Source organism: Actinomadura kijaniata NBRC 14229, assembly GCF_001552175.1.
Taxonomy (GTDB): Bacteria; Actinomycetota; Actinomycetes; order Streptosporangiales; family Streptosporangiaceae; genus Spirillospora; species Spirillospora kijaniata.
In genome coordinates, this window is the sequence record NZ_BCQR01000137.1 from 1 (window position 1) to 23,816 (window position 23,816).

Sequence of the window (23,816 nt, forward strand, 5' to 3'; positions counted from 1 at the left end):
GGGACCTTCAGCAACGTGGTCAGGAAGGCGTGGCGGCGGGACTGTTCCAGGATGCCCTTGCGGGCGTCGACCAGGATGATGGCCAGGTCGGCGGTGGAGGCGCCGGTGACCATGTTGCGGGTGTACTGGATGTGGCCGGGGGTGTCGGCGATGATGAACTTGCGCCGCGGGGTGGCGAAGTAGCGGTAGGCCACATCGATGGTGATGCCCTGCTCGCGCTCGGCCCGCAGACCGTCGGTCAGCAGCGCCAGGTTGGTGTACTCCTCGCCCCGATCAGCGCTGGTGCGCTCCACCGACTCCAGCTGATCCTCAAAGATCGACTTGGAGTCGAACAGCAGCCGCCCGATCAGGGTGGACTTGCCGTCATCCACCGAACCGGCGGTGGCGAACCGCAGGATGTCCATGCTCTTGCCCGTGCCCGTGATACCGGGGGTGGTCGAGGCCATTAGAAGTAGCCCTCCTTCTTGCGGTCCTCCATGGCGGCCTCGCTGGCCCGGTCATCGGCCCGGGTCTGCCCACGCTCGGTCACCCGGGTGGCCGCGATCTCCTCGATCACCTCATCCAACGTCACCGCCGTCGACTTCACCGCCCCCGTGCACGAGGCGTCCCCGACGGTGCGATACCGGACGCTGGCCGCAAACTCCGGCTCATCCTCCCCCCGGTTGGCAAACCCGGTCTGGGCGTCCAGCAGCATCCCATCGCGCTCGAACACCCGCCGGGTGTGGGCGAAGTAGATCGAGGGCAGCTCCAGCCGCTCCCGGCGGATGTAGTCCCAGATATCCAGCTCGGTCCAGTTCGACAGCGGGAACACCCGCACATGCTCGCCCTGGCGGATCCGGGTGTTGTACAGATTCCACAGCTCGGGGCGCTGGTTCTTGGGATCCCACTGCCCGAACTCATCACGGAAGGACACCACCCGCTCCTTGGCGCGGGCCTTCTCCTCATCACGCCGCGCCCCACCAAAGGCCGCATCAAAACGGTGCTGTTCGATGGCGTCCAGCAGGGTGGTGGTCTGCAGGCGATTGCGCGAGGCGCGCCGCCCGCTCTCCTCCACCACCCGCCCGGCGTCGATGGAGGCCTGCACCGAGGCCACCACCAACCGCACCCCGGCCTCGGCCACCCGCCGATCCCGGTACTCGATCACCTCGGGGAAGTTGTGCCCGGTGTCCACATGCATCACCGGAAACGGGACCGGGGCGGGCCAGAACGCTTTCTTGGCCAGGTGCAGCATCACGATGCTGTCCTTGCCACCGGAGAACAGCAGGACCGGGCGTTCGAACTCGGCCGCCACCTCACGGATGATGTGGATCGACTCGGCTTCCAGCACGTCCAACTGGGAAAGTAGATAGTCGCAGCGCTGCATGGTCTGGGCTCTCTCCACGCTGTAGGGCGGTCACCGGCCGGAGCGGGCTCTCGTCGTCGGGCACGGACCCGTTCCCCGCCGGTCTGGGGCGTCGGTCTGGCGGCGGCTGCCGCTAGGGACAGCTCGGCAGAGCGTCGCTCACGTCCCGGATGCCGGTCAGCAGCGTCGATGCCGACATGGGGTGGCACACCAGGATATCCGGGAGTCGAGGGTCCTCCCGGTTGTACTCCAGCGGCGACCCGTCGATGCGCGAGGCGTGCGCGCCCGCGGCCAGCGCGACGGCCGCCGGGGCCGCCGAGTCCCACTCGTACTGGCCGCCCGCGTGGACGTAGGCGTCCACCTCGCCGAGCAGCACCGCCGAGATCTTCGCCCCGGCCGAGCCGATGGGCACCAGTTCCACGTCCGTCTCCAGGGCCTCGGCCAGCCGCTGGACGAATTCGGGGGGTCGGGTGCGGCTGACGGCGATGCGCAGCTTCCCGGGGTCGGGCGCGGGGGCGGTGAGGACCGACTCGCGGGAGCCGTTCACCGTGACCGCGCCGCCGAGGGCGTCGGTGCGCAGCGTCAGCCCCTGCGCGGGCAGCGCGACGGCGCCCGCCGTCAGGCGGCCCCTCTCCCACAGCGCGACGTGGACGGCCCAGTCGCGGCGGCCCTCCTCGGAGAACTCGCGGGTGCCGTCGAGCGGGTCGATGATCCACACGCGGTCGGCGGTGCGGCGGTCGGCGTCGGCGGTGTTGCCGGTCGGCGCGCCGGCCAGGCCCGCGGCGCGCTTGCCCGCCACCGAGGCGCGGCCCTCCTCCGACAGGATCGCGTCGCCGGGGCGGCGTTCGGCCAGCGCGGCCATCAGGTGCTCGTGCGACCGCAGGTCACCGGCGTTCTTGAGGGCGCGGCCGTCGGCGAACCCGACCTCGTCGCGCACTTCCAGGAGAAGACGCCCCGCCTCGGCGGCGAGCGCGCCCGCCAGCGCGTGGTCGTCCACCGGCGCGCGGTCGTCCGCGCGTGCCGTACCGTCCGTCATCCCGCCGCCCACATTCCCGACTCAGCCGATCTGTTGGGTATACGTTCTCATGACCCGGACCTCGTGCGACCGGGCGGGGTGCCCGATGCGGCGGACCCGCGGCGGACCCTAGTAGGCGCCCGAGCCCCGGAACACCGCCGACCAGGTCTTCCACATGATCTGCAGGTCCAGCGCCAGCGACCAGTTGTCAACGTAACGCAGGTCGAGCCGGACCGATTCCTCCCAGGTCAGGTCGGAACGCCCGCTGACCTGCCACAGTCCGGTCAACCCCGGCTTGACCACCAGCCGCCGGTACACGTCACCACCGTACTGCGCGACCTCCTCCGGGAGCGGCGGACGCGGCCCGACGAGCGACATGTCGCCGCGCAGCACGTTGATCAACTGGGGTAGCTCGTCCAGCGAGTAGCGGCGCAGCCAGCGGCCGACCCGGGTGACCCGCGGATCGTGACGGATCTTGAACAGCACGCCGTCGTTCTCGTTGAGCTCCATCAGCTCGATCTTGCGGTGCTCGGCGTCCACCACCATCGTGCGGAACTTGTACACGGTGAACTCGCGGCCGTCGCGGCCCACCCGGACCTGCCGGAACAGCACCGGTCCGCCGCCCATCCGGATCAGCGCGGCGATCACCAGCAGCAGCGGGCTGAGCATCAGCAGCCCGACCGTCGAGCCGACCCGGTCCACCAGGCCCTTGAGCAGCTTGCGGGGCCCGTCCAGCTCGGGGTGCTCCACGTGCAGCAGCGGCAGCCCCGACACCGGGCGGATCGAGATGCGCGGCCCGGCCACGTCCATCAGCGCGGGCGCCACGACCAGCTCGACGTCGTCGTGCTCGATCTGCCAGGCCAGGCGGCGCAGCGCCATCCCGTCCATCTCCGGACAGGCCAGCACCGCCACCGAGTCGGCCCGCACCCGGCCGATCGCGGCGGCGGCCTGCCCGAAGTCGCCCAGCACCGGAACGCCCTCGACCTCGTCGACCTTGTCCTCGCCGCTGGTCAGCGCGGGCGGCAGGCACACGCCGACGATGTTCATGCCGTGGTAGCGCTTGCTGCGCAGCAGCCGGATCAGGTCGGCGACCGAGGCACGGTGCCCGACCGCGACCACCCGGCGCATGCACTCGCCGCTCCAGCGCCGCCGGTGCAGCCGCTTGCGCAGCCGGTACCGCGCCAGCACCGCCAGGAACGTGCCCAGTGGCAGCGCCATCACCACGTACCCGCGGGCCACCTCGGTCTTGGTGGCGTAGGCGACGATCGCGACGGTGGCGGTGAAGGTGAACCCGGCGTTCAGGACGCGCCGGAACTCCTCGTACCCCACCCCGATGTGCCGGGGTTGGTAGGCGCGGCACACCAGGAGGAACAGCAGCCACAGGAGCGGCAGCGCCAGCGTGAAGGCGACGTAGGGGAAGGTGGGGTCACCGGGAACCCCGGGAAAACGCAACACGAACGCGATGAGCCCGGCGACCGCCATGCTGGCGCAGTCCAGCAGCATCGCGTCGCGCCGGTAGGCCGCGACCCAGCTTCGGCTCCCGGGGCGTGCCCGATCGCCCTCCGACGCCTCGGTCGGCCGGACACCGTCAACGACCGTCATCCTCGCCGCCACCCCCAACACGAGAACCCCGCAACAAAACGTTTCAATTCACCACGAGGACGGCCGAGGGACACCTGGGGTTCACACGGCCCTTGAATCCCGTTTGTGACGCATCTTACGGATTCATGGCCACAGTAGTGACGAGTAGCCTCACATGCGGCGGAAGGGGTGACACCCGGGCCGCCGGAAAGTGGCCGGAACCGGTAACACCCAAGATCAGGAGGCGTGGAAGGCGTTCTGCGCGGCGGCCAGCCCGTCGGCGATGACGGCCTCCACGGCGTCGGCGGAGCGCTCGACGTTCAGCTCCAGATCCCGGCGTTCCGTCGACGAGAAGTCCTTCAGCACGAACGCCGCCGCGTCCATCCGCCCCGGCGGACGCCCCACGCCGAACCGGACGCGCAGATACTCCTTGTCCCCCAGGGACCTGGTGACGGAACGCAGCCCGTTGTGGCCGTTGTCGCCGCCGCCCTGCTTGAGGCGCACCGCCCCGTAGGGGATGTCGAGCTCGTCATGGACGACGATCGTCCGCTCGACGGGCACCTTGTAGAAGTCGCGCAGCGCCTTCACCGGGCCACCGGACTCGTTCATGTAGCCGCGCGGCTTGGCCAGCACCACCCGCGCCCCGGCCAGCCGTCCTTCCACGACGTCCGCGCGCGCCTTGTGGCTCCTGAACCTCCCGCCGGCCCGCGCCGCCAGGTTGTCCAGCACCATGAACCCGGCGTTGTGCCGGTTGCCCGCGTACGCCGGTCCGGGGTTGCCGAGACCGACCACCAGCCACAGATCACCGCTCACCAGGAAACCCTCCCACACACCGACGGCCCCCACCGGTGTCGGACACCGGCGGGGGCCGTGGAACGTCGGTACGGCCCGCTCGTTACTCGGCGGACTCGCCCTCGGCGGCCGGCGCCTCGGCGGTCTCGCCCTCACCGGTCTCACCGGCCGACGCGGTGGCGTCGGTGATCTGCACGATCATCGTGTCGGCGTCGGTGACCAGGGTCACGCCGGAGGGCAGCTTCACGTCGGCGGCGGTGATCTGCGCACCGACCTCCAGGCCGGTCACGTCGACCTCGACGGACTCGGGGATGTGGGTGGCCTCGGCCTCGACGGAGATCTGCACGGTCTCCTGCTGCACGACACCGCCCGAGACGACGTCACCGACGGCGTTCACCGCGATGTCGACGTTGACCTTCTCGCCGCGCTTCACCAGCAGCAGGTCGACGTGCTCCAGGAAGCCCTTGATCGGGTCGCGCTGGACGTCCTTGGGCAGGGCCAGCTCGGTGCCGGAACCCAGACCCTCGATGGTCAGCAGCACGTTCGGGGTCTTCAGCGCGAGCATCAGCTCGTGGCCCGGAAGGGAGATGTGCTGCGGGTCGGTGCCGTGCCCGTAGAGGACGGCGGGCACCTTGCCGGCCCGGCGGGTGCGCCGCGCGGCACCCTTACCGAACTCGGTGCGCGGCTCGGCGGCAATGCGTACCTCGGACACGGCGAAAACTCCTCGTTTGTTGCGATCCACGGCCGTCCGGCGTTGGACGTCCGTTACGGACAGAGCGAATCAGGCGTTGCTCGATGCGTCAGGCGCCTCGAAGATTCTTTGCGTTCCCCGGGGAGTGCGAGACCCGTAATGGGACCGCCCTCAACGACCCAAGGCATACGCGGGTCCAAGAAGTCTAGCCGATCGCGAGAACCCGCAACGCCACTCGGACCGCTCTCCCCCACAGCATAGGCGCCCCCGCGAGGCCCCGGACACGCGGCGGGCCCCGGACCGCCGCAAGGTGGTCCGGGGCCCGCCGCGCCGACGGAGATCAGGTCAGCTGTGACCGCCGAACAGGCTCGTCACCGAGCCGTCCGAGAAGACCTCGTTGATCGCGCGGGCGACCAGCGGGGCGATCGACAGGACCGTCAGCTTGTCGAACTGCTTCTCCTCCGGGATCGGGAGGGTGTTGGTCAGCACGACCTCGGAGATACGGGAGTTCTTCAACCGGTCCACCGCCGGACCGGACAGCACCCCGTGGGTGGCGGCGACGACGACCTTGGACGCGCCGTTGTCGAACAGCGCGTCGGCCGCCTTCACGATCGTGCCACCGGTGTCGATCATGTCGTCGACGATCACACAGGTACGGTCCTTGACCTCGCCGACGACGTCGAAGACCTTGACCTCGTTGGCGACGTCGGGATCGCGCTTCTTGTGGATGATCGCCATCGGCACGCCGCCCAGCCGGTCCGACCACCGCTCGGTGACCCGCACCCGGCCCGCGTCCGGCGCGACGACCGTCACCTGCGACAGGTCCAGCCGGGACTCGAAGTGGTCCGCCAGCAGGTCCAGCGCGAACAGGTGGTCCACCGGCCCGTCGAAGAAACCCTGGATCTGCGCGGTGTGCAGGTCGACCGTGATGAGACGGTCGGCGCCGGCGGTCTTGAACAGATCCGCCATCAGACGCGCCGAGATCGGCTCGCGGCCGCGGTGCTTCTTGTCCTGGCGGGCATAGCCGAAGAACGGGGCCACGACCGTGATCCGCTTGGCGGAGGCGCGCTTGAGCGCGTCCACCATGATCAACTGCTCCATGATCCACTGATTGATGGGAGCGGTGTGACTCTGGATCACGAAGGCGTCGGAGCCGCGCACCGACTCCAGGAAGCGGACGAACGTCTCACCATTCGCGAAGTCGTACGCCGAGGTCGGCGTGAGCTCGACGTGGAGGTTGTCGGCTACTTCCTTGGCCAGGTCCGGGTGGGCTCGGCCACTGAAGAGCATCAGCTTCTTCTGGCCGCTCGCCTTGATCCCACTCACCTCTGACAACTCCCCCTCAATGGAACCTTCTCTGCCGTGGGGCGTCGTCCCCCCACTTCCCGAACCCGGACCTGTCACACCCGGGACACGGGCCGCTACCTGTCGTCGCCCGGAGCCTCGCGCTCACGTGCCCGGCGGGCGGCCTCGGCGGTCGCCGTCCCCGGCAGCCGACGCTCCACCCACCCCTCAATATTGCGCTGCTGACCTCGGGCGACGGCCATCGCCCCCGGCGGAACGTCCCGAACGATCACCGAACCGGCCGCCGTGTACGCACCATCGCCGATCTCCACCGGCGCCACCAGCATGTTGTCGCTGCCGATCTTCACGTGGTCACCGACCACCGTGCGGTGCTTGTTCACACCGTCATAGTTCACAAAGACCGTGCCGGCCCCGACATTGCAGCCCACACCGATCTCCGCGTCACCCACATAGGTCAGGTGAGGCACCTTGGAACCCTCACCCACCTGCGCGTTCTTGGTCTCCACATACGTGCCGACCTTCGCCTTCCGCGCCAGAACCGTACCCGGCCGCAGATACGCGAACGGCCCCACCGACGCCTCGGGCCCCACCTCCGCACCGACACACACGGCATTGACGACCGTCGCGTCCGCACCGACCCTCGTGTCCGTGAGCGTGCAGTTCGGCCCCACCCGAGCACCCTCACCGAGATGCGTGGCACCGTGCAGCTGGGTGTTCGGATACACGACCGCGTCAGGCTCAGCGGTCACCTGAACATCGATCCAGGTACTCGCCGGATCCACGACCGTCACCCCGGCCCGCATCAGGCCCTCCAGCACACGATCGTTGAGCTGCCGCCGCGCCTGCGCCAGCTGGACACGATCGTTCACACCCTGCGTCTCCACCCAGTCGGGAGCCACGAACGCCCCCGCCCGATGCCCATCACCACGCAGGATCGCCACCACATCGGTGAGATACTCCTCACCACCCGCGTTGTCGGTCCCCACACGCTTCAGAGCCTCACCCAGCAACGCCCCGTCGAACGCGTACATCCCCACGTTGATCTCACGCACGGCCCGCTGCTCGGCGGTCGCGTCCTTGTGCTCCACGATCGCCGTCACCGCACCATCCGACCCACGCAGAATGCGCCCGTAACCGGTCGCGTCCGGGATCTCCGTGGTGAGGATCGTCACCGCGTTGCCCTCGGCCTCATGAACCCGGACCATCTCGGCCAGAGTCTCACCACGCAGCAACGGATGATCGCCGTTCGTGACGACCACCGTCCCACTCAACGGCCCGACCTGCTCCAACGCCGTACGCACCGCATGCCCGGTACCACCCTGGCGCTCCTGCACCACCGGCTCCGCCCCGGGCGCGTGCGCGGCGAGATGTTCGATGACCTGCTCCCGCCGATGACCCACGACCACCACCAGGCGCTGCGGATCCAACTCGCCCGCGGCGGCCAGCACATGGCCGAGCATCGAGCGCCCGCACAGCTCGTGCAGCACCTTGGAGGTACGGGACTTCATCCGGGTGCCCTCGCCGGCGGCGAGGACGATGACGGCAGCCGGGCGGCTAGCGCTCACGAAGAGGCTCCTCGGCATCGCGAACGGAAAAAATCGATCCGGGTGTCCTGAGGGCACGCCAAGGCCCACCTCACCCGACACCCCGAAGGATACCGCCCACCGAAACCCTGTCACCCCGGCCCCCGGCCTGGGGGAACGCAAAGGGGTGGCGCCCGGCGCCACCCCAGTCACTACCAAACACCCAGTTTTCGGGCAGCTCCGGCGCAAGGATTCGAACCCTGACAAGATCCACCAAAAAGACCTGTGCTGCCAATTACACCACGCCGGATCAAAACGGACAGGATGTTGATCCCTGCCCCGTCAAGGATAGCGAAGGTCAGGCGCGGGACCACATCGGAAATCCGCCCCGCCGGCGGCCCCCTTCCGCTTCCTGCGCCGGGCCGACACGCGGTGCCCTCCATCCACAGCGTCCGCCAGCGTCAGGAGTCCCCCGGCGGGATCCCGGGACCCCTCGTCCAGCGCGCCACGGCGGCGGCCTCGCCCAGCACAGGGCCCAGCGCCCAGCCCTCGATCCTCCGGTAGAGATCGGTGCTCCGTCCCACGACGACCTCCAGGCACCCGTGGTAGTCACGCTGCTCCTCAGGGCGGTCCGTTCGCGGCTCGTGCCGTTTGATCCTGTCCTTGCGGAACATCGAGCCGTGCCCGGCAGGGATCACACCGCTCCAGAAGCGGTGCGCGCCCTCAAGGTCACCGTTCTCGTGGATGTGCAAGCGGAAGCGGATCGGGTGCCGCTCGCCCCCTGCCACCTCGACGAAGCGGAGGAAGAACCTGATCAGGGCCGGATCCCGGTTGATGAACCGGACCTGCTCCGTCCTGCGGTAGGGCTTGTCCTTCGCACCTTCACACCAGTAGGCCAGAGCTCCCAGGAAGCGCACGTCGCGTTCACTGAGCCCTCCGACCCAAGCCGCGGCCTCCTCCCAGACCAGCCGCCGTTCGACCTCCGCAAAGACGCGTCTGCCGTCCCAGTGCCGTCGAATGCCCGCGGCTCTCGACGCCGTCACCGCCCGACCGCCGGTCGGCGCATCCCCGGAACCACCGACCCAGCGCGCGGCGACGTCTCTGGACACCCGCAGGTGGTCGGAGATTCGCCGGTATCCCCAGCCCCGCGCGTGCAGTTCACGTGCCGTGTCCTCGTTGATCTGGTCCGCCGTCGCCCGGAGCGTCCACGCCCGGGCCGGTGGCTCCCCTTTGAGCAGCGCGTCGACCAGTCGAGGATCGTCGATCCCGAGCCGCTCCTGGATGACGGCCCGGGAACGGCCCGCACGCCGCATCTCCACGGCCCGACGGCGCAACCCGGTCACCGGGATCCCTGAGGGCAGTCCGGTCATGGAAGGAGGCTCGATCCGGAGAATCGCGTGGACCAGACCTTCGATCCGCCAGCGAAGGGCCAGCGAGTGACGCACCTTCACCCGCAGGCAGCCGCGGTAGTCGGGGCCGGTGTTGCGGCGGTTGCTGTCCGCTCTGCTCTTCTTGATGGTCGGCTTGCCGAACCGGGAGCGGTCGGCGCCGGTGAGCGTCCGCCAGAACGTCTCGGCCTCGTCGAGGTCGGCGCCCTCGTGGATCTGCAGCTGGAAGCGCAGCCGGTCGCGGGTCACCCCGGCGGTGTCCAGGAAGCGCAGGAACAGGCCGATCATGGCGGGGTCGCTGTTGCAGAAGTCCACGCGACCGTCCCGTTTGGCGCCCTCGCACCAGTAGAGGATCGCTCCGGCGAGGAGGAGGTCGCGGTCGGTCAGGTCGCCGATGTCGCGGGCGGCCTCGCGTTTGGTCGCGAGGCGCCGGTCGTCTGTTCGGGCGCGGCGGCGTCGGTGTCCGGCCGCGCGGGCGGCCGTCGCGCGGCGGGTCTGCTCCTCTCCGGTGATGGGGCGGGGCATGTCGCGTAACCAGAGGGAGCAGGAGCTTTTGGAGACGCCGAGTTCGGCGGCGATCTCGTTGTAGCTGTGGCCGAGGGCGCGGAGTTCACGGGCTCGGGCGCGGAGGTCGGGTTTGGCGCGGGGGTGGGTGGGGGTGGGGGTGTCGTCGTTCATGGGGTGGACGGTACGCCAGGGGTCTGACATTCCGTGACCGGCCAGCTTCGTGCGGTGATCGTCAGGTGGGGAGCCAGGTGGGGAGGGGTTCGCGGGCCTCGCGCCAGCCGGGTGGGAGGCCTTCGGTGCCGAGGCGGGCCGCCAGGACGCCGCCGGTGATGGCCGCGGTGGTGTCCATGTCGCCGCCCACCAGGACGCAGGCGCGGATCGCCGACTCGTAGTCGTCGAGGTTCGTCGCGGCCGCCCACAGGGCGAACGGGACGGTGTCCTGTGCGGAGATGCGGTTGCCGTTGCCGAGGACGTGGGCAGCTTCGGCGGGGGTGGCCTTCAGGAGGGTGCGGGCTCGCTGGAGGCCTTTGCGGACGTGTTCGGCCGGGGTGTGTTCGAGGGCGGCTTCCAGCAGGCCGCGGGGGGTGAGGTTGGGGTCGGCGGCGGCGTGGGCGGCCGCCGTGGCCGTGGCGACGGCGCCCGCGATGCCCTCGGGGTGGGCGTGGGTGACCTCGGCGGACAGGGCCGCCTCCTTGGCGGCGCGGGCGGGGTCGTCGGAGAAGTAGGCGCCGAGGGGTGCGACGCGCATGGCGGCGCCGTTGCCGAAGGACCCCTTCCCGTCGAACAGTTCGCGGGAGGCGGGGTGCCAGTGGACGCCGCCGCGGACGCGTTCCAGGAGTTCGACCGCGCCCGCGCCGTACCGGCGGCCGATGTCCATGCGTTCGGCGAACGAGGTGGCCAGCGCGTCCTGGTCGATGCCGTCGTGCTCGGTGAGGACGGTCACGACGGAGCAGGCCATCTCGGTGTCGTCGGACCAGCCCCAAGGAGCCGGGGGAAGTCCGGTTTCAGGCTGAATCTCACGGTTAGACAGCAGGAAGAACTGGTCGCCGAAGGCGTCTCCGACCGACAGGCCCTCCAGGGAGGCGCGGGCCAGGGCGGTGCGACGGGCGGGGGTGAGTGCTGCCATGACCTGCTCTTTCCGGGGCCGGGGTGGCCGTGTGGGGCCGTCCTCGGAAGGAGTCTCGCGGTCGGTGGGCCGGATTCCCACTGATTTTACCGAGCGGCACTGTCCAACTTACGCCAGCGTAGGTTACGTTGGCGTAGGTAGCTCGTCCTCGAACAGGAAGTGGTAACGCATGACTACTGCCCCGGCAGTCGAACGACCCGTCCGTCCCCAGGCCCGTCCCGAACTCGACCCCGCGGGGCAGGGCGTTCCCGAACGCGTCCTGGTCGCGGTCTTCACCGGGATCCCGTTCCTCGCACTGTTCGCCGCGATCCCGCTGGCCTGGACCAGCGGCTGGCTCGGCTGGTCCGACGTGGTGCTGACGGCGGTCTTCTACTTCCTGTCCGCGGGCGGGATCACGGTGGGCTACCACCGGTACTTCACGCACGGGTCGTTCAAGGCCAAGCGGCCGCTGAAGATCTTCATGGCGGTCGCGGGCAGCATGGCGATGGAGGGTCCGATCATCACCTGGGTCGCCGACCACCGGCGGCACCACAAGCACTCCGACAAGGAGATGGACCCGCACTCGCCGTGGCGGTTCGGCGACGACTGGAAGGCCCTGGGCAAGGGCCTGCTGTGGGCGCACTACGGCTGGCTGTTCGACGGTAACCGCACCAACAAGGAGCGGTTCGCCAAGGACCTGCTGAACGACAAGGACATCAGCGCCATCCACCGCTGGTTCCCCGGTCTGGTGGCGGTCTCGATGATCCTGCCCGGCGTGCTCGGCGGGCTGATGACGATGTCCTGGCACGGCGCGGTGACCGGGTTCCTGTGGGCCGGTCTGGTCCGCATCACCCTGGTGCACCACGTGACCTGGTCGATCAACTCGATCTGCCACACCTTCGGCAAGGAGGACTTCGAGGTCCGCGACAAGTCCCGCAACGTGTGGTGGCTGGCGATCCCGTCCCTGGGCGAGTCCTGGCACAACCTGCACCACTCCGACCCGACCTGCGCCCGGCACGGCGTGCTGAAGGGGCAGGTCGACATCTCCGCCCGCGTCATCTGGGCGTTCGAGAAGGCCGGCTGGGCGTACGACGTGCGCTGGCCGAACGAGGACCGGCTGGCGTCCAGGCGCATCAAGCAGGACGCGTGACCGTCACAATTGAGGATGTGACTGAACCAGCCCCCCGGTCCCGCAGGAAGCGGATGACCGGCAAGGAACGACGCGAGCAGCTGCTGACCATCGGGCGCACCCTGTTCGCCGAGCGTGGCCTGGACGGCACGTCGGTGGAGGAGATCGCCGCGGCGGCGGGTGTGTCCAAACCGGTGGTCTACGAGCACTTCGGCGGTAAGGAGGGGCTTTACGCGGTGGTGGTGGACCGGGAGTTCGAGAAGCTCCTGGGCCTGGTGACCGAGGCGCTGAACTCGGCCATCCACTACCGCAGCAAGCTGGAGAAGGCGGCGCTGGCGCTGCTGGAGTACATCGAGGAGCACCCCGACGGCTTCCGCATCCTGGTGCGCGACAGTCACGGTGGCACCGGGACCGGCTCCTACGCCAGCCTGCTGAGCGAGATCGCCGGTGAGGTCGAGCACCTCATGGCGCAGGAGCTGGACCGGCACGACTACGACGACAAGTTCGCGCCGATGTACGCCCAGATGCTCGTCGGGATGGTCGCGTTGACCGGCCAGTGGTGGCTGGACGCCCGCAGGCCCAAGCGCGAGGAGGTGGCCGCGCACGTGGTCAACCTCGCCTGGAACGGGCTGTCGGGTCTGGAGCCGCGGCCCTCGCTGGATCCGAAGCAGCGCCGCAAGGAGCGCGAGCGGATGGAGAAGCGGGCCGAGCGGGAGGCGGCCAAGGCCGCCAAGGCCGAGGAGAAGGCGCTGGCGAAGGCCGAGAGGGCGCAGCGCAGGCAGCGCCGCTCCGGTGAGCCGGAGGCCGGGGGCGCGGAGACCGGGGTCGCGGAGGCCGCGCCCGCCGGGGCCGTCGCGGCGGAGGAGATCCCCGAGATCGCGGCGGAGCCCGTCGCGGAGGCCGTCACCGAGATCGTTCCGCGGTGACGGTGGAACCGGCGGCCGCCCGGAGTTCGTCCGGGCCGCCGCCGGCCGGGGTCGCCAGCCACGGGTCGCGCCGCCGGGCTGGTCGGATGCCGCCCGCCGCGGGAGGGGGCACACCGCAGGGGAACGATATGAGTGTCCCTCCCGCGACGGGCGGCATCCTGCTCTAGGGGGCGCGCTCCGCGATCACGAAGACGCGCCGGAAGGGGAACACGGTGCCGTGCGGCGCCGCCGGGTAGGCGGCGCGGAGCTGGGCTCCGTACTCGGTGAGGAAGTCGTCGGAGGCGCCGGGGCCGAGGGCGGTCAGCACGGGCCGCAGCGCGGTGCCCTTGACCCACTCCAGTACGGGGTCCTCGCCCTGGAGGACCTGCAGGTAGGTGGTCTCCCAGGCGTCGACCGCGCAGCCGTGGCGGGCGAGCAGGTCGAGGTATCCGGCGGCGTCGCGGACCGGGTCGGTCCGGACGGTGCCGTGCAGGCGGTCCCGCCAGCGGGGCGCGGCGCACAGGTCGCGCAGGATCACGTGGCTGGGGGCGTCGAAGTTGCCGGGGACCTGGAACGCCAGGCGTCCGCCGCCCGTGAGCGCGTCGGTCCAGCGGGGCAGCAGGTCCTCGTGCCCGGGCACCCAGTGCAGGGCGGCGTTGGAGACGATCAGGTCGACGGGTCCGTCGGGCGTCCACGCGGCGATGTCGCCGACGGCGAACCGCAGGCGTCCGCCCTCATGGGCGCGGGCCGCCGCGATCATCTCGGGTGAGGAGTCGATGCCGGTGATGTCGGCCTCGGGCCAGCGGCGGGCCAGGGTGGCGGTGAGCTCTCCGGAGCCGCAGCCGAGGTCCACGATCCGGCGGGGCTCGCCGGGGACGCGGCCCACCAGTTCGAAGAACGGCCGGGAGCGCTCGTCGCCGAAGGCCCCGTACTGCGCGGGGTCCCAGACGGCGGCGGGCGGCTGCGCCTCGACTTGTCTCGACATCAAGACAGATGATGCCCCGCCCTTATCTTGATGTCAAGAAAGTAATCTCGATATCAAGACAGGTAGGCTTGCGCCATGCAGGATGAGGTCGACCGGCTCGTCGCGGCCTGGCACACCGAACGTCCGGACCTGGACGTGCAGCCGCTGCACGTGCTCAGCCGGGTCTCGCGGCTGGCCCGCCATCTGGACCGCGCCCGCCGCGCGGTCTTCGCCGCCCACGAGCTGGAGTCGTGGGAGTTCGACGTGCTGACCGCCCTGCGCCGCGCGGGCGCGCCCTACCAGCTCAGTCCGGGCCGCCTGCTGCGCGCCACGCTGGTCACCTCCGGCACGATGACCAACCGCATCGACCGGCTGGCCGCCACCGGCCTGGTCGAGCGCCATCCCGACCCGGCCGACAAGCGCGGCGTCCTGGTGCGCCTCACCGACAAGGGCCTGACCCGCGTGGACGCGGCGTTCGCGGACCTGCTGGACCGCGAGCACGAGATCCTCGACGCCCTCTCCCCCGCCGACCGCGAGACGCTGGCGAACCTGCTGCGCACCCTCCTGATCCCCTTCGACACCGACGCCCCCCTCCCCTGAGCGGCGACGGGCCCGCCCTCGGGGACGGGCCCGGCACGGTCACAGGGCGTTCAGGAAGTCCTCCAGGATCCGGTTGTAGGCGTCGGGACGCTCCATGTTGGGGTAGTGGGAGGTGCCCTCGACCGAGGTCACGCGCCCGTGGGCGACCGTGCGGACGAGGCGTTCGGCCATGCCGTTGTGGTCCGGCGAGTCGATGGCGCCGTTGATCGCCAGCACCGGGACGTCGATCTTCGCGGCGCGTTCCCAGGTGTCGGGCACCGGGGTCATCCAGTTCGGCTCGCCGGCGGTGTGCTTGGCCATGGTGCGGCGGGTCATCTCGCGCAGGCGGCCCACCACGGCGGGGTCGAGGTCGTCGAGGGAGCGGTGCGGGCCCGAGGCGAACCGGGTGAACGTCTCGACCGAGGCGTCCAGGTCGCCGGCCGCCATCGCCGCCTGCCAGTCGGCCCAGTTCCGGGTGGTCCAGGGGTCGGTGAAGTAGGGCTCGCTGGTCCCGGCGCCGGTGACGACGATCGCGGCGACCAGGTCCGGGTGCTCCAGGGCGGTGTCGACCGCGGTCGCGGCCCCCATGGACACCCCGACGAGGATCGCGGGGCCGGTGCCCAGGTGGCGCAGCAGCGCGGCGAGGTCGTCGGTGTGGCGGAACGGCGCGGTGGCGTTGGCGGAACGGCCGTGGCCGCGGGCGTCGGGCGCGATGACGCGGTGATGCCGGGCGAGGACCGGGATCTGGTCGTCCCACATGTGGTGGTCGAGGAAGCCGCCGTGCAGCAGCACGAGGGGGCGTCCGGTGCCGGTGTCGAGCCAGAACAGATCATTCATGACAACCAAGTTGTCATCTTTTCGCCAGAATGACAACCGAGGTGTCATGATGGAGGCATGAGCGAAACGGACCCAAACCCGGCCGCCGGAACCCTGCCCGACCGGCTCTCCGAGGTGTTCGACCTGGTGGGCCCGCTGTACCGGAAGGCCCACCGCAAGGTGGAGCAGGACACCGCCCTCGCGGGCCTGTCGGTGGGCGTGCGCGCCGTGCTCACCCTGCTGCGCGAACACGGGCCCCTGACCGTCCCGCAGATGGGGCGGGCCCAGGCGCTGAGCCGCCAGTTCGTGCAGCGCATGGTCAACGACGCGGCCGCGCGGAACCTGGTCGAGTCCGTCCCCAACCCGGCGCACAAGCGCTCCTCCCTCATCCGGCTGACCGACGAGGGGCGCGCCGCCGTCACCGCCGTGGTCGAACGCGAACGCGCGATGCTGCGCCCGGTCGGCGACGACCTGACCGAGGCCGAGGTCACCGCCTGCCTCCGGGTGCTCTCGCGCCTCCTAATCCACCTCGACGACGTCGAGGTGGATTAGGAGGTGTTTCAGGGCCCTGGCCTTCGGCTCGCCCCGAGGGCTCGCGCCTCACCAGGTCTTGGCGAGCGCGACATCGCTTCGCGATCTGGCCTGCGGGGCTCGCCTCCGGCTTCGGGCCTGCGGGTCAGGGAGCCCGCTCGCGTGCGTGGCCGGGGCCGTTTCGAAGCAGGCTCCGGTTCGTGTTGCAAAGCTCCGGCCTGCGGGGCTCACCTCCGGCTTCGGGCCCGCGGGTCAGGGAGCGCGCTCGCGTGCGTGGCCGAGGTTCGTTCGAAGCAGGCCCTGGCCGTGTCCCCAAGCCCCGGCTCGGGCCAGGTAGCGCGCTCGCGGGCATGGCTGCCCGGGCGGTCGGGCACCGGTCGTTGGAAGGCGAAAGGCCCGCCCCTCACGGGACGGGCCTCGCGCGGCGCGGACGCTAGCCGACGTCCTCGGCCAGCATCAGCCACTCCTCCTCCACCTGCGCCGCCTCCTCCTGGAGGGCGCGGAGCCGGGCGTCCAGCTCCTGGAGCCTGGCGTAGTCGGTGGCGTGGGCCGCGAGCTGCTCGTGCAGCTCGGCCTGCTGCTTGGCGAGCTTCTCCAGGCGGCGTTCCAGCTTGTCGAGCTCCTTGCGGGCCTTCCAGTCGTTGCCGCCGGCCTTCGGCTTGGCGGGGGCGGGCGCCGGGGCCGCCTGCGCCGCCGAGGCCGCGCGGTGGGTGGTCGCCTGGCCGCCGGCGCGGCGCTCCAGGTACTCGTCCACTCCGCCCGGCAGCATCTTCACCTTGCCGTCGCCCAGCAGCGCCGCCACCCGGTCGGTGATGCGCTCCAGGAAGTAGCGGTCGTGGCTGACCACCACCAGCGTGCCCGGCCAGCCGTCGAGGATGTCCTCCAGCTCGGTGAGGGTCTCGATGTCCAGGTCGTTGGTGGGCTCGTCCAGCAGCAGGACGTTCGGCTCGCCCATCAGCAGGCGCAGCACCTGGAGACGGCGGCGCTCCCCGCCCGACAGGTCGGCGACCGGGGTCCACTGGCGATCCCCGGCGAAGCCGAGGCGTTCCAGCAGCTGGCTGGCGGTCCACTCGCGCTTGCCGACGGTGATGCGGCGGCGGATCTCCTCGACCGACTCCAGGACGCGGCGGGTCGGGTCCAGCTCCTCCAGGTCCTGCGACAGGTGCGCGAGCTGGACGGTCCGCCCCCGGACCACCGTGCCGGAGGTGGGCGTGGCCATGCCGTCGAGCAGGCGCAGCAGGGTGGACTTGCCGCTGCCGTTCACGCCGACCAGGCCGATCCGGTCGCCGGGCCCGAGCTGCCAGGTGACGTGCGAGAAGATGTCGCGGTCGCCCAGCCGCAGCGTGACGTCCTCAAGGTCGATCACGGTCTTGCCGAGGCGGGCCGTGGCGAACCGGGTCAGCTCCACCGTGTCGCGCGGCGGCGGCTCGTCGGCGATCAGCGCCTGGGCCGCGTCCACCCGGAACTTGGGCTTGGAGGTGCGGGCCTGCGGGCCGCGCCGCAGCCACGCCAGCTCCTTGCGCAGCAGGTTCTGCCGCTTGGCCTCGGTGGCGGCGGCGATCCGCGCGCGTTCCGCCTTGGCCAGCACGAACGCCGAGTAGCCGCCCTCGTACCGCTCGACCCGTCCGTCCACGACCTCCCAGGTGCGGGTGGTCACCTCGTCCAGGAACCAGCGGTCGTGTGTGACGACCAGCAGCGCGACCTTCCGGTCGCGCAGGTGGGCGGCCAGCCAGGCGATGGCCTCGATGTCGAGGTGGTTGGTGGGCTCGTCCAGGATCAGCAGGTCCGACTCGGGGACCAGCAGCCGGGCGAGCGCGACGCGGCGGCGTTCCCCGCCCGACATCCCGGCGACCGGCGCGTCCAGGTCCAGATCGGCCAGCAGGCCGGTCAGGATGTCGCGGACGCGCGTGTCGCCCGCCCACTCGTGCTCGGGGCGGTCGCCGAGGACGGCCGAACGCACGGTCGTGCCCTCGGCGAACTCGTCGCGCTGGGTCAGGTAGCCCAGGCGCAGTCCGCGGGAGTGGGTGACGCGGCCGTCGTCGGGGTCGACCGCGCGGGCGACGATCGCGACCAGGGTGCTCTTGCCGCCCCCGTTGCGGCCGACGACGCCGATCCGGTCGTCGTCGTCCAGCCCGAGGGAGACCGCGTCGAGCAGCGGCTTGGGCCCGTAGGCCTTGCTGACGTTCTCAAGATTGATCAGGTTCACGGCACCTTCAAGGCTAGTGCCCACCGGGAGCCGTACGTCCCCGCGACCGCCGCTTCAGGGCCGTCAGTCGCCGCCGCCGGAGTCGCCGTCTCTCCGGGAGCCGCTGCTCCACCTGCTGCGGAGGGAGGTCCGGCCCAGCGCCATCAGGATGACCAGGAACGCGGCGACGCCGCCGGTGACGGCCTGCGAGATCATGATCGACATCTCCGGTCCCCTCCCACTCGGAGATCATTCGACGCGCCGGGCGCCGTGGCGGTTTCCGCCCGGGCTCAGAGGATCGTCGCGCCGGGGACCGGGCCGTGGGCCGCGAACGCCTGCCTGGCCACGTCCGCGCCGTTCAGCGCCGCCGCCAGGTCGGCCGCGTGGTTCTCGGACTCGGCCAGGAACGCGCAGGTGGGGCCGGAGCCCGACACCAGCGCGCCGAGCGCGCCCAGGTCGCGGCCCGCCGCCAGGGTGTCGCGCAGCGACGGGCGCAGCGTCAGCGCGGCGGGCTGGAGGTCGTTGTGCAGGGCCGCGCCCAGGGCCTTGGCGTCGCCGTCGGCCAGGGCCGCCATGAGCTCCTCGGACGCGCGCGGCCACGGCGCCCGCTCGCCCCGCTCCTCGCGGAGGCGGTCGCACTCGGCGTAGACGGCGGGCGTGGACAGGCCGCCGTCGGCCGTCGCGAACACCCAGTGGAACGTCCCGCGCGCCGGGACGGGCGTCAGCCGCTCGCCCCGGCCCACACCGATCGCGGTGCCGCCCAGCAGCGCGAACGGCACGTCGCTGCCGATGGCCCCGCCCATCTCCATCAGGTCGTCGCGGGACAGGCGGGGCGTGTCCGGGTCGTCCCACAGGCGGGCGCAGGCGACCAGCGCGGCGGCGGCGTCGGCGCTGCCCCCGGCCATGCCGCCCGCGACCGGGATGGCCTTGCGGATCCGCAGCCCGACCAGCGGCTCCACGCCCAGGCGCTCGGCGACCAGGCGGGCGGCGCGGGCGGCGAGGTTGTCGCCGGTGGTCGGCACGGCCTCGATCGCCACCCGCGCGTCCGGCGCGGCCTCGACCGTGACCGACAGGCGGTCGGCGGGGACCGCCGTCACCTCGTCGAAGAGGGAGACGGCGTGGAAGACGTTCACGAGGTCGTGGTATCCGTCGTCGCGGAGCGGTCCCACGCCGAGCTGGAGGTTGACCTTCGCGGGCACACGGACGGTCACTGCGGTCACGCGGTGAAGCGTACGGGAAACCGTGTCCCGGCCCCGAATCGGCGGCCCCGGGCCAGGGCCTGTTTCAAGGTGGGCCTCAGCCACGCACGCGAGCGCGTTACCTGGCCTGCGGGGCCGACGCCGAAGGCGAGGGCCCGCAGGCCAGATCGCGAAGCGATGCCGCGCTCGCCAAGACCCGGTCAGGCGCGAGCCCCTAGGGCGAGCGCCGTGGGCCAGGGCTTTGGAACACGGCCTAGCCGCTGGTCACCGGCAGGTTGCGGGGGTTGAAGTAGGGGACGGTCGCCAGCTCCCGCAGCGCCGACACCGCGCGCTTGTCTCCGTTGACGGTGTAGCTGCGGCGCTTGTCGCGGCGGTCCTCGGCCTGCTCGTCGGAGTTGAAGTAGACGACGGCCTTGACCTGCGGGTCCTGGAGGGTCCGGGCGGCCTTGCGGAGCCACTCGGCGCGGCGTTCGCCGTAGGACTGCGGCACCCCGAACTCGGCGATCATGATGGGGCGGGGGCGCTGGCGGGCCCACTCCAGGAACATCTCCAGCGTCTCGGAGATGTCGCGGTACTCGTAGGTGGAGCCCGGCTGGGCGTCGGCGCAGAGCCAGTCGACCTGGTCGTCGCCGGGGTAGAACGACTGGGCCGTGCCGGGGCTGAACCCGCCCGCCGTGGGGCACCACACCCAGGCGACGTTGTCGGCCCGCTCCCCGGCGAAGACCGCGCGGACGTGCTTCCAGGCGGCGATGAAGTCGGCGGGCGAGTGGACCTTGGCCTGCCTGCCGGTGGTGTCCATGCCGCGCTGCCAGCGCAGGAACACCGGCTTGCCGGTGGCCCGGACGGCGCGGGCGCGCTCGCGCAGCAGCGCGTCGTGCTTACCGGAGACGATCTCCTTGGTGTCGGCGCCCGCCCAGGTCAGCAGCAGGTACCGGTCGCCCGCCAGGATCTCCTTGTCGGTCGCGTCGGGGAACTCCGACTTCCAGGAGTGGTAGGTCTGGGCGATGTCGAGCTTGCGGCCGAGCTGGCGTTCGAACCCGAGCACGGCCGCCATCCCCCCGGTCCCGGCCTTCTCGGGCTTCTGGCCGGGGACGCCACCGGCCGACGGCGACGCCGACGCCGACGCCGACGGCCCGGGGTAGGAGGCCCCGCCGTCCTCGACGGTCGGCGCCCAGGCCCCGAAGTAGGCGCCCTTGGCGGGCGGCACGGGCGCGACCCCGGCCTTGACCGTGGTGGTGATCTTCGGTGTGGCGACCGCTCCGCCGCCGCATCCGGCCGCCGTCAGCGCGGCCAGTGCCGCCCCGGCCGTCCGTAGGGACAGCGCCGCCGTCCGGGATCCCCCGTGCACCATGGTCCTCCGCCTCACTCGGGTTCAGTCGCGCCCCCAGGACGATACTGGGCGATCCTGGCGAAGGCGGCCACGTCGAGTGCTTCGCCCCGCATCTTCGGGTCCACCCCGGCCGCGCGCAGCGCCTCCTCGGCCGCCGCCGCCGATCCCGCCCAGCCCGCCAGCGCGGCCCGCAGGGTCTTGCGGCGCTGGGCGAACGCCGCGTCCACCACCGCGAACACCTCCGCGCGGGACGCGGTCGTCTCCGGCGGCACGCCCCTGCGGAACGCGACCAGGCCGGAATCGACGTTCGGGACAGGCCAGAACACCGCGCGGCCGACCGGCCCGGCCCGCCGGGCGTCGCCGTACCAGGCCAGCTTCACCGACGGCACCCCGTAGATCTTGCTGCCGGGGGCCGCGGTCATCCGGTCGGCGACCTCCGCCTGCACCATCACCAGGGCCCTGGTGAGGGACGGGAACGTCGCCAGCAGGTGCAGCACCACCGGCACCGCCACGTTGTAGGGCAGGTTCGCCACCAGCGCCGTCGGCGCGGGCCCCGGCAGCTCGGCCACGCGCATCGCGTCGTCGCGGACGACCGTCAGGCGGTCGGCCAGCTCCGGCGCGCGCGCCGCCACGGTCACCGGCAGCGCCGCCGCCAGCGGCGGGTCGATCTCCACGGCCGTGACCTGCCGGACCTCCGGCAGCAGCGCCAGCGTCAGCGAGCCGAGCCCCGGCCCGACCTCCACGACCACGTCGTCCGGGCCGACGTCGGCGACCCGCACGATGCGGCGCACCGTGTTGGCGTCGATGACGAAGTTCTGGCCGAGCGTCTTGGTCGGCCTGATGTTCAGCGCCGCGGCGAGCTCGCGGACGTCGGCCGGTCCGAGCAGTGCTTGCGTGTCCCCCACCCGTCCAGTGTGGCAGCTACCGGGAGCGCCGGAGGCGCCCCGCCTCCCCTGGCGGGGCCCCGCGGCGGTGACGGCCGCGTCCGTCCCGCTCCGGCCCCGCGGCCGCGCCGCCCGACGCGCCGGGGAGAGCGCGTCGGCAAGGAGACCGGACGGCGCGGGCCGCGGGCGAAGCCCACCGGCATCACCGCGGGGCGGGGCGCCGATCTCGGCGAAGGGCCGGGGGACGCGATCCGCGACCATGAGGACGCGCCGGGGCGGGTGTCAGGAGAACAGGAACTTCCCGCAGTGCGGCCACTGGCCCTGCCAGCGGCCGTTCACCTTCTTGTAGAGCATCTGCGCCCGGTAGGTCTGCTCGGCGGGGCTGGCCTCGGAGGGCTTGCCCGACCCGCCGACGCTCTGCCACGACGGCAGCGAGAACTGGTACAGCCCGTAGTACCCGGCGGGGTTCACGGCCCGGGGGTTGTTGCCCGACTCGCACTTGGCCAGGCCGTTCCAGTTGAGGTTGGCGACCGACCCCATCGACGCGCCCTGCGGCCCGACCGCGACGATCCGCGCGACCGGCCTGCTCTTGATCTTCTGGGAGAGGACGGTCTGCACCTTCTTGCCGCCCCGCCGCACCCACGCGACCTGGAGGATCTTCACGCCGGGACGCCCCTTGCGCACCTCCTTCTCGGTGAAGGGCGGCAGCTTGGCGTCCTTGCGGCGGACCGTCTCCGGCGGCAGCTTCACGACCTTGGTCTTCGGGGCCGACAGCAACCGCACCACCTTGATCACGTCCGTGAGGGGGGCCGTGCGCGGCGGGGTCACCAGATCGTGCTCGCCGAGCGTGATCCCGGCCTGGGACAGCGCCTCCTGGACCGTCGCGCTCGTGGTGGAGATCCTGCGCTTCCTGCCGTCCAGCACCACGGTGACCTCGCGCGGCGCGGGCGTGGTGGCCCGCGGCGCGTCGGCGAGCGGGGCGGCGGACTTCTTCTGCCCGGCGGCCTCGGACCCGCCGCACGCGACGGCGAACAACAGGGGCAGCACGACAAGGGACATCGCGGGGGAACGACGCACCGTAAGCTCCTTCTGGCGGGCAGGGGGATTGCCCTTCGACCCGCCAGACCCTAGAGTCCCGACCCCTTCCCCCGCCACCCCGACGGCGCAAGTGCGCCGCGCCGGGGCCGGCCGCCGGGCTCAGATGCCGAAGATCCGGCGGCCCGTCGCGGCGATCGCCTCGCAGAGCTCGGCGACCTCCACGCCCTTCACCTCCGCCATGAACCGCACCGTGTGCGGGATCAGGTAGGAGGCGTTCGGCTTGCCCCGGTGCGGGATCGGCGTCAGGAACGGCGCGTCGGTCTCCACCAGGACCAGCTCCAGCGGGGCGATCTTCAGGGCGTCGCGGAGCGGCTGGGCGTTCTTGAACGTCACGTTGCCCGCGAAGCTCATCACATAGCCCCGCTCCGCGCAGATCCCGGCCATCCCCGCGTCCCCGGAGAAGCAGTGGAACACCACCTTGTCGGGGGCCCCCTCCTCCTCCAGGACGCGCAGGACGTCGTCGTGGGCGTCCCGGTCGTGGATCACCAGGGCCTTGCCCGTCCGCTTGGCGATCTCGATGTGGGCGCGGAACGAGCGGTGCTGGTCCTCCTTGGGGGCCCAGTCCCGGTAGTAGTCCAGGCCCGTCTCGCCGATCGCCACGACCTCCGGCCGCCCGGCCAGCTCGGCGATGCCCTCCAGGACCGCGTCGGTGACGTCGGTGGTGTCGTTGGGGTGGATCGCCACGCCCGCGTACACGTCGTCGAACTCGGCGGCCGTCTCCGCGCACAGCCGGGAGGACGGCAGGTCCACGCCGATCGTGATGATCTTGGTGATGCCGACCGACCGCGCCGACGCCAGCTGCTCGGCGACCGGAAGCTCCACCAGGTCGAGATGGCAGTGGCTGTCGAACACCTCGACCGGCAGCCGCTCCTCGGGCAGCGGCGGGAACAGCCGCGGCGCGGCCCCCTCCGACTCGCTCACAGCGCCCCCCGCTCACCTACGGGACG

23 protein-coding genes and 1 tRNA gene are annotated in these 23,816 nt (G+C 71.5%); 4 read left to right on the forward strand and 20 right to left on the reverse strand.

Annotated features, from left to right (window positions below; translation table 11 throughout):
• The 11 genes from AKI01S_RS34760 to AKI01S_RS34810 form a co-directional block, all read right to left on the reverse strand.
• Window positions 1-404: GTP-binding protein (locus AKI01S_RS34760; protein ID WP_174567439.1), on the reverse strand; the 404-nt coding region annotated here is incomplete at its 3' end.
• 41 nt (window positions 405-445) lie between these two features.
• Window positions 446-1,363: a sulfate adenylyltransferase subunit CysD gene (cysD, locus tag AKI01S_RS34765; protein ID WP_067827589.1), complete on the reverse strand. Its 918-nt coding sequence runs from the start codon at window positions 1,361-1,363 to the stop codon at window positions 446-448.
• A gap of 112 nt (window positions 1,364-1,475) precedes the next feature.
• Window positions 1,476-2,378: a 3'(2'),5'-bisphosphate nucleotidase CysQ gene (locus AKI01S_RS34770; protein WP_067827592.1), complete on the reverse strand. Its 903-nt coding sequence runs from the start codon at window positions 2,376-2,378 to the stop codon at window positions 1,476-1,478.
• A gap of 108 nt (window positions 2,379-2,486) precedes the next feature.
• Window positions 2,487-3,959 (reverse strand): sugar transferase, encoded by a 1,473-nt coding sequence (locus tag AKI01S_RS34775; protein ID WP_067827595.1) that lies wholly within the window; start codon window positions 3,957-3,959, stop codon window positions 2,487-2,489.
• 216 nt (window positions 3,960-4,175) lie between these two features.
• Window positions 4,176-4,751 carry an aminoacyl-tRNA hydrolase gene (gene pth / locus AKI01S_RS34780; protein WP_157420368.1) on the reverse strand — a complete coding sequence of 192 codons (576 nt, stop codon included), beginning with the start codon at window positions 4,749-4,751 and terminating at the stop codon, window positions 4,176-4,178.
• 82 nt (window positions 4,752-4,833) lie between these two features.
• Complete coding sequence (locus AKI01S_RS34785; RefSeq protein ID WP_067827535.1) at window positions 4,834-5,442, reverse strand: 50S ribosomal protein L25/general stress protein Ctc; 609 nt, start codon at window positions 5,440-5,442, stop codon at window positions 4,834-4,836.
• A 324-nt stretch (window positions 5,443-5,766) separates the two neighbouring features.
• Window positions 5,767-6,747, reverse strand: a complete 981-nt coding sequence (locus AKI01S_RS34790; protein ID WP_067827537.1) for a ribose-phosphate diphosphokinase — start codon at window positions 6,745-6,747, stop codon at window positions 5,767-5,769.
• Window positions 6,748-6,842: 95 nt separating this feature from the next.
• Window positions 6,843-8,291, reverse strand: coding sequence for a bifunctional UDP-N-acetylglucosamine diphosphorylase/glucosamine-1-phosphate N-acetyltransferase GlmU (gene glmU, locus AKI01S_RS34795; protein WP_067827601.1), 1,449 nt, complete (start codon window positions 8,289-8,291; stop codon window positions 6,843-6,845).
• A 196-nt stretch (window positions 8,292-8,487) separates the two neighbouring features.
• Window positions 8,488-8,559, reverse strand: a tRNA-Gln gene (locus tag AKI01S_RS34800).
• Window positions 8,560-8,710: 151 nt separating this feature from the next.
• A complete protein-coding gene (locus AKI01S_RS49700; protein WP_084000547.1) occupies window positions 8,711-10,315 on the reverse strand; it encodes a hypothetical protein in 1,605 nt (534 codons plus the stop codon).
• Between the two features lie 61 nt (window positions 10,316-10,376).
• On the reverse strand, window positions 10,377-11,270 hold the full coding sequence (locus AKI01S_RS34810; protein WP_067827539.1) for an ADP-ribosylglycohydrolase family protein: 894 nt from the start codon (window positions 11,268-11,270) through the stop codon (window positions 10,377-10,379).
• Window positions 11,271-11,439: 169 nt separating this feature from the next.
• Between AKI01S_RS34810 and AKI01S_RS34815 the strand changes: the two genes are divergently transcribed.
• Window positions 11,440-12,399 carry an acyl-CoA desaturase gene (locus AKI01S_RS34815; RefSeq protein WP_067827542.1) on the forward strand — a complete coding sequence of 320 codons (960 nt, stop codon included), beginning with the start codon at window positions 11,440-11,442 and terminating at the stop codon, window positions 12,397-12,399.
• 17 nt (window positions 12,400-12,416) lie between these two features.
• Entirely contained in the window at window positions 12,417-13,304 is an 888-nt protein-coding gene (locus AKI01S_RS34820; protein WP_245681907.1) for a TetR/AcrR family transcriptional regulator, read from the forward strand.
• A 163-nt stretch (window positions 13,305-13,467) separates the two neighbouring features.
• On the opposite strand, the gene AKI01S_RS34825 is transcribed toward AKI01S_RS34820, so the two are convergent.
• The gene (locus AKI01S_RS34825) at window positions 13,468-14,268 is read right to left on the reverse strand and encodes a trans-aconitate 2-methyltransferase (RefSeq protein ID WP_067827545.1); all 801 of its coding nucleotides are present in this window, start codon (window positions 14,266-14,268) and stop codon (window positions 13,468-13,470) included.
• Between the two features lie 75 nt (window positions 14,269-14,343).
• Here AKI01S_RS34825 and AKI01S_RS34830 point away from each other — a divergent pair, with 75 nt between their 5' ends.
• Window positions 14,344-14,847 carry a MarR family winged helix-turn-helix transcriptional regulator gene (locus AKI01S_RS34830; RefSeq protein WP_067827547.1) on the forward strand — a complete coding sequence of 168 codons (504 nt, stop codon included), beginning with the start codon at window positions 14,344-14,346 and terminating at the stop codon, window positions 14,845-14,847.
• 39 nt (window positions 14,848-14,886) lie between these two features.
• Here AKI01S_RS34830 and AKI01S_RS34835 read toward each other — a convergent pair whose 3' ends face one another.
• The gene (locus AKI01S_RS34835) at window positions 14,887-15,663 is read right to left on the reverse strand and encodes an alpha/beta fold hydrolase (protein WP_157420369.1); all 777 of its coding nucleotides are present in this window, start codon (window positions 15,661-15,663) and stop codon (window positions 14,887-14,889) included.
• 57 nt (window positions 15,664-15,720) lie between these two features.
• Here AKI01S_RS34835 and AKI01S_RS34840 point away from each other — a divergent pair, with 57 nt between their 5' ends.
• Complete coding sequence (locus tag AKI01S_RS34840) at window positions 15,721-16,194, forward strand: MarR family winged helix-turn-helix transcriptional regulator (RefSeq protein WP_067827553.1); 474 nt, start codon at window positions 15,721-15,723, stop codon at window positions 16,192-16,194.
• Between the two features lie 412 nt (window positions 16,195-16,606).
• On the opposite strand, the gene AKI01S_RS34845 is transcribed toward AKI01S_RS34840, so the two are convergent.
• The 7 genes from AKI01S_RS34845 to AKI01S_RS34870 form a co-directional block, all read right to left on the reverse strand.
• Entirely contained in the window at window positions 16,607-18,379 is a 1,773-nt protein-coding gene (locus AKI01S_RS34845; RefSeq protein WP_067827556.1) for an ABC-F family ATP-binding cassette domain-containing protein, read from the reverse strand.
• A gap of 63 nt (window positions 18,380-18,442) precedes the next feature.
• The gene (locus tag AKI01S_RS51120) at window positions 18,443-18,583 is read right to left on the reverse strand and encodes a hypothetical protein (protein WP_157420370.1); all 141 of its coding nucleotides are present in this window, start codon (window positions 18,581-18,583) and stop codon (window positions 18,443-18,445) included.
• A 65-nt stretch (window positions 18,584-18,648) separates the two neighbouring features.
• Complete coding sequence (locus AKI01S_RS34850; RefSeq protein WP_281186175.1) at window positions 18,649-19,578, reverse strand: 4-(cytidine 5'-diphospho)-2-C-methyl-D-erythritol kinase; 930 nt, start codon at window positions 19,576-19,578, stop codon at window positions 18,649-18,651.
• Window positions 19,579-19,810: 232 nt separating this feature from the next.
• Window positions 19,811-20,908 carry a glycoside hydrolase family 26 protein gene (locus AKI01S_RS34855; protein ID WP_067827560.1) on the reverse strand — a complete coding sequence of 366 codons (1,098 nt, stop codon included), beginning with the start codon at window positions 20,906-20,908 and terminating at the stop codon, window positions 19,811-19,813.
• Between the two features lie 11 nt (window positions 20,909-20,919).
• Window positions 20,920-21,792 carry a 16S rRNA (adenine(1518)-N(6)/adenine(1519)-N(6))-dimethyltransferase RsmA gene (rsmA, locus tag AKI01S_RS34860; RefSeq protein WP_067827563.1) on the reverse strand — a complete coding sequence of 291 codons (873 nt, stop codon included), beginning with the start codon at window positions 21,790-21,792 and terminating at the stop codon, window positions 20,920-20,922.
• A 261-nt stretch (window positions 21,793-22,053) separates the two neighbouring features.
• Entirely contained in the window at window positions 22,054-22,848 is a 795-nt protein-coding gene (locus AKI01S_RS34865) for a resuscitation-promoting factor (RefSeq protein WP_245681908.1), read from the reverse strand.
• Window positions 22,849-22,968: 120 nt separating this feature from the next.
• Window positions 22,969-23,790, reverse strand: a complete 822-nt coding sequence (locus AKI01S_RS34870; protein WP_067827569.1) for a TatD family hydrolase — start codon at window positions 23,788-23,790, stop codon at window positions 22,969-22,971.
• Window positions 23,791-23,816: the final 26 nt, after the last annotated feature.

Coding starts and splice junctions, on each gene's coding strand:
- AKI01S_RS49700 (WP_084000547.1), bottom strand. CDS start 10,315: ATGAACGACGACACCCCCACCCCCACCCACCCCCGCGCCAAACCCGAC.
- AKI01S_RS34815 (WP_067827542.1), top strand. CDS start 11,440: ATGACTACTGCCCCGGCAGTCGAACGACCCGTCCGTCCCCAGGCCCGT.
- AKI01S_RS34855 (WP_067827560.1), bottom strand. CDS start 20,908: ATGGTGCACGGGGGATCCCGGACGGCGGCGCTGTCCCTACGGACGGCC.
- AKI01S_RS34775 (WP_067827595.1), bottom strand. CDS start 3,959: ATGACGGTCGTTGACGGTGTCCGGCCGACCGAGGCGTCGGAGGGCGAT.
- cysD (WP_067827589.1), bottom strand. CDS start 1,363: ATGCAGCGCTGCGACTATCTACTTTCCCAGTTGGACGTGCTGGAAGCC.
- AKI01S_RS34810 (WP_067827539.1), bottom strand. CDS start 11,270: ATGGCAGCACTCACCCCCGCCCGTCGCACCGCCCTGGCCCGCGCCTCC.
- AKI01S_RS34770 (WP_067827592.1), bottom strand. CDS start 2,378: ATGACGGACGGTACGGCACGCGCGGACGACCGCGCGCCGGTGGACGAC.
- AKI01S_RS34840 (WP_067827553.1), top strand. CDS start 15,721: ATGAGCGAAACGGACCCAAACCCGGCCGCCGGAACCCTGCCCGACCGG.
- AKI01S_RS51120 (WP_157420370.1), bottom strand. CDS start 18,583: ATGTCGATCATGATCTCGCAGGCCGTCACCGGCGGCGTCGCCGCGTTC.
- AKI01S_RS34835 (WP_157420369.1), bottom strand. CDS start 15,663: ATGAATGATCTGTTCTGGCTCGACACCGGCACCGGACGCCCCCTCGTG.
- AKI01S_RS34830 (WP_067827547.1), top strand. CDS start 14,344: ATGCAGGATGAGGTCGACCGGCTCGTCGCGGCCTGGCACACCGAACGT.
- AKI01S_RS34825 (WP_067827545.1), bottom strand. CDS start 14,268: ATGTCGAGACAAGTCGAGGCGCAGCCGCCCGCCGCCGTCTGGGACCCC.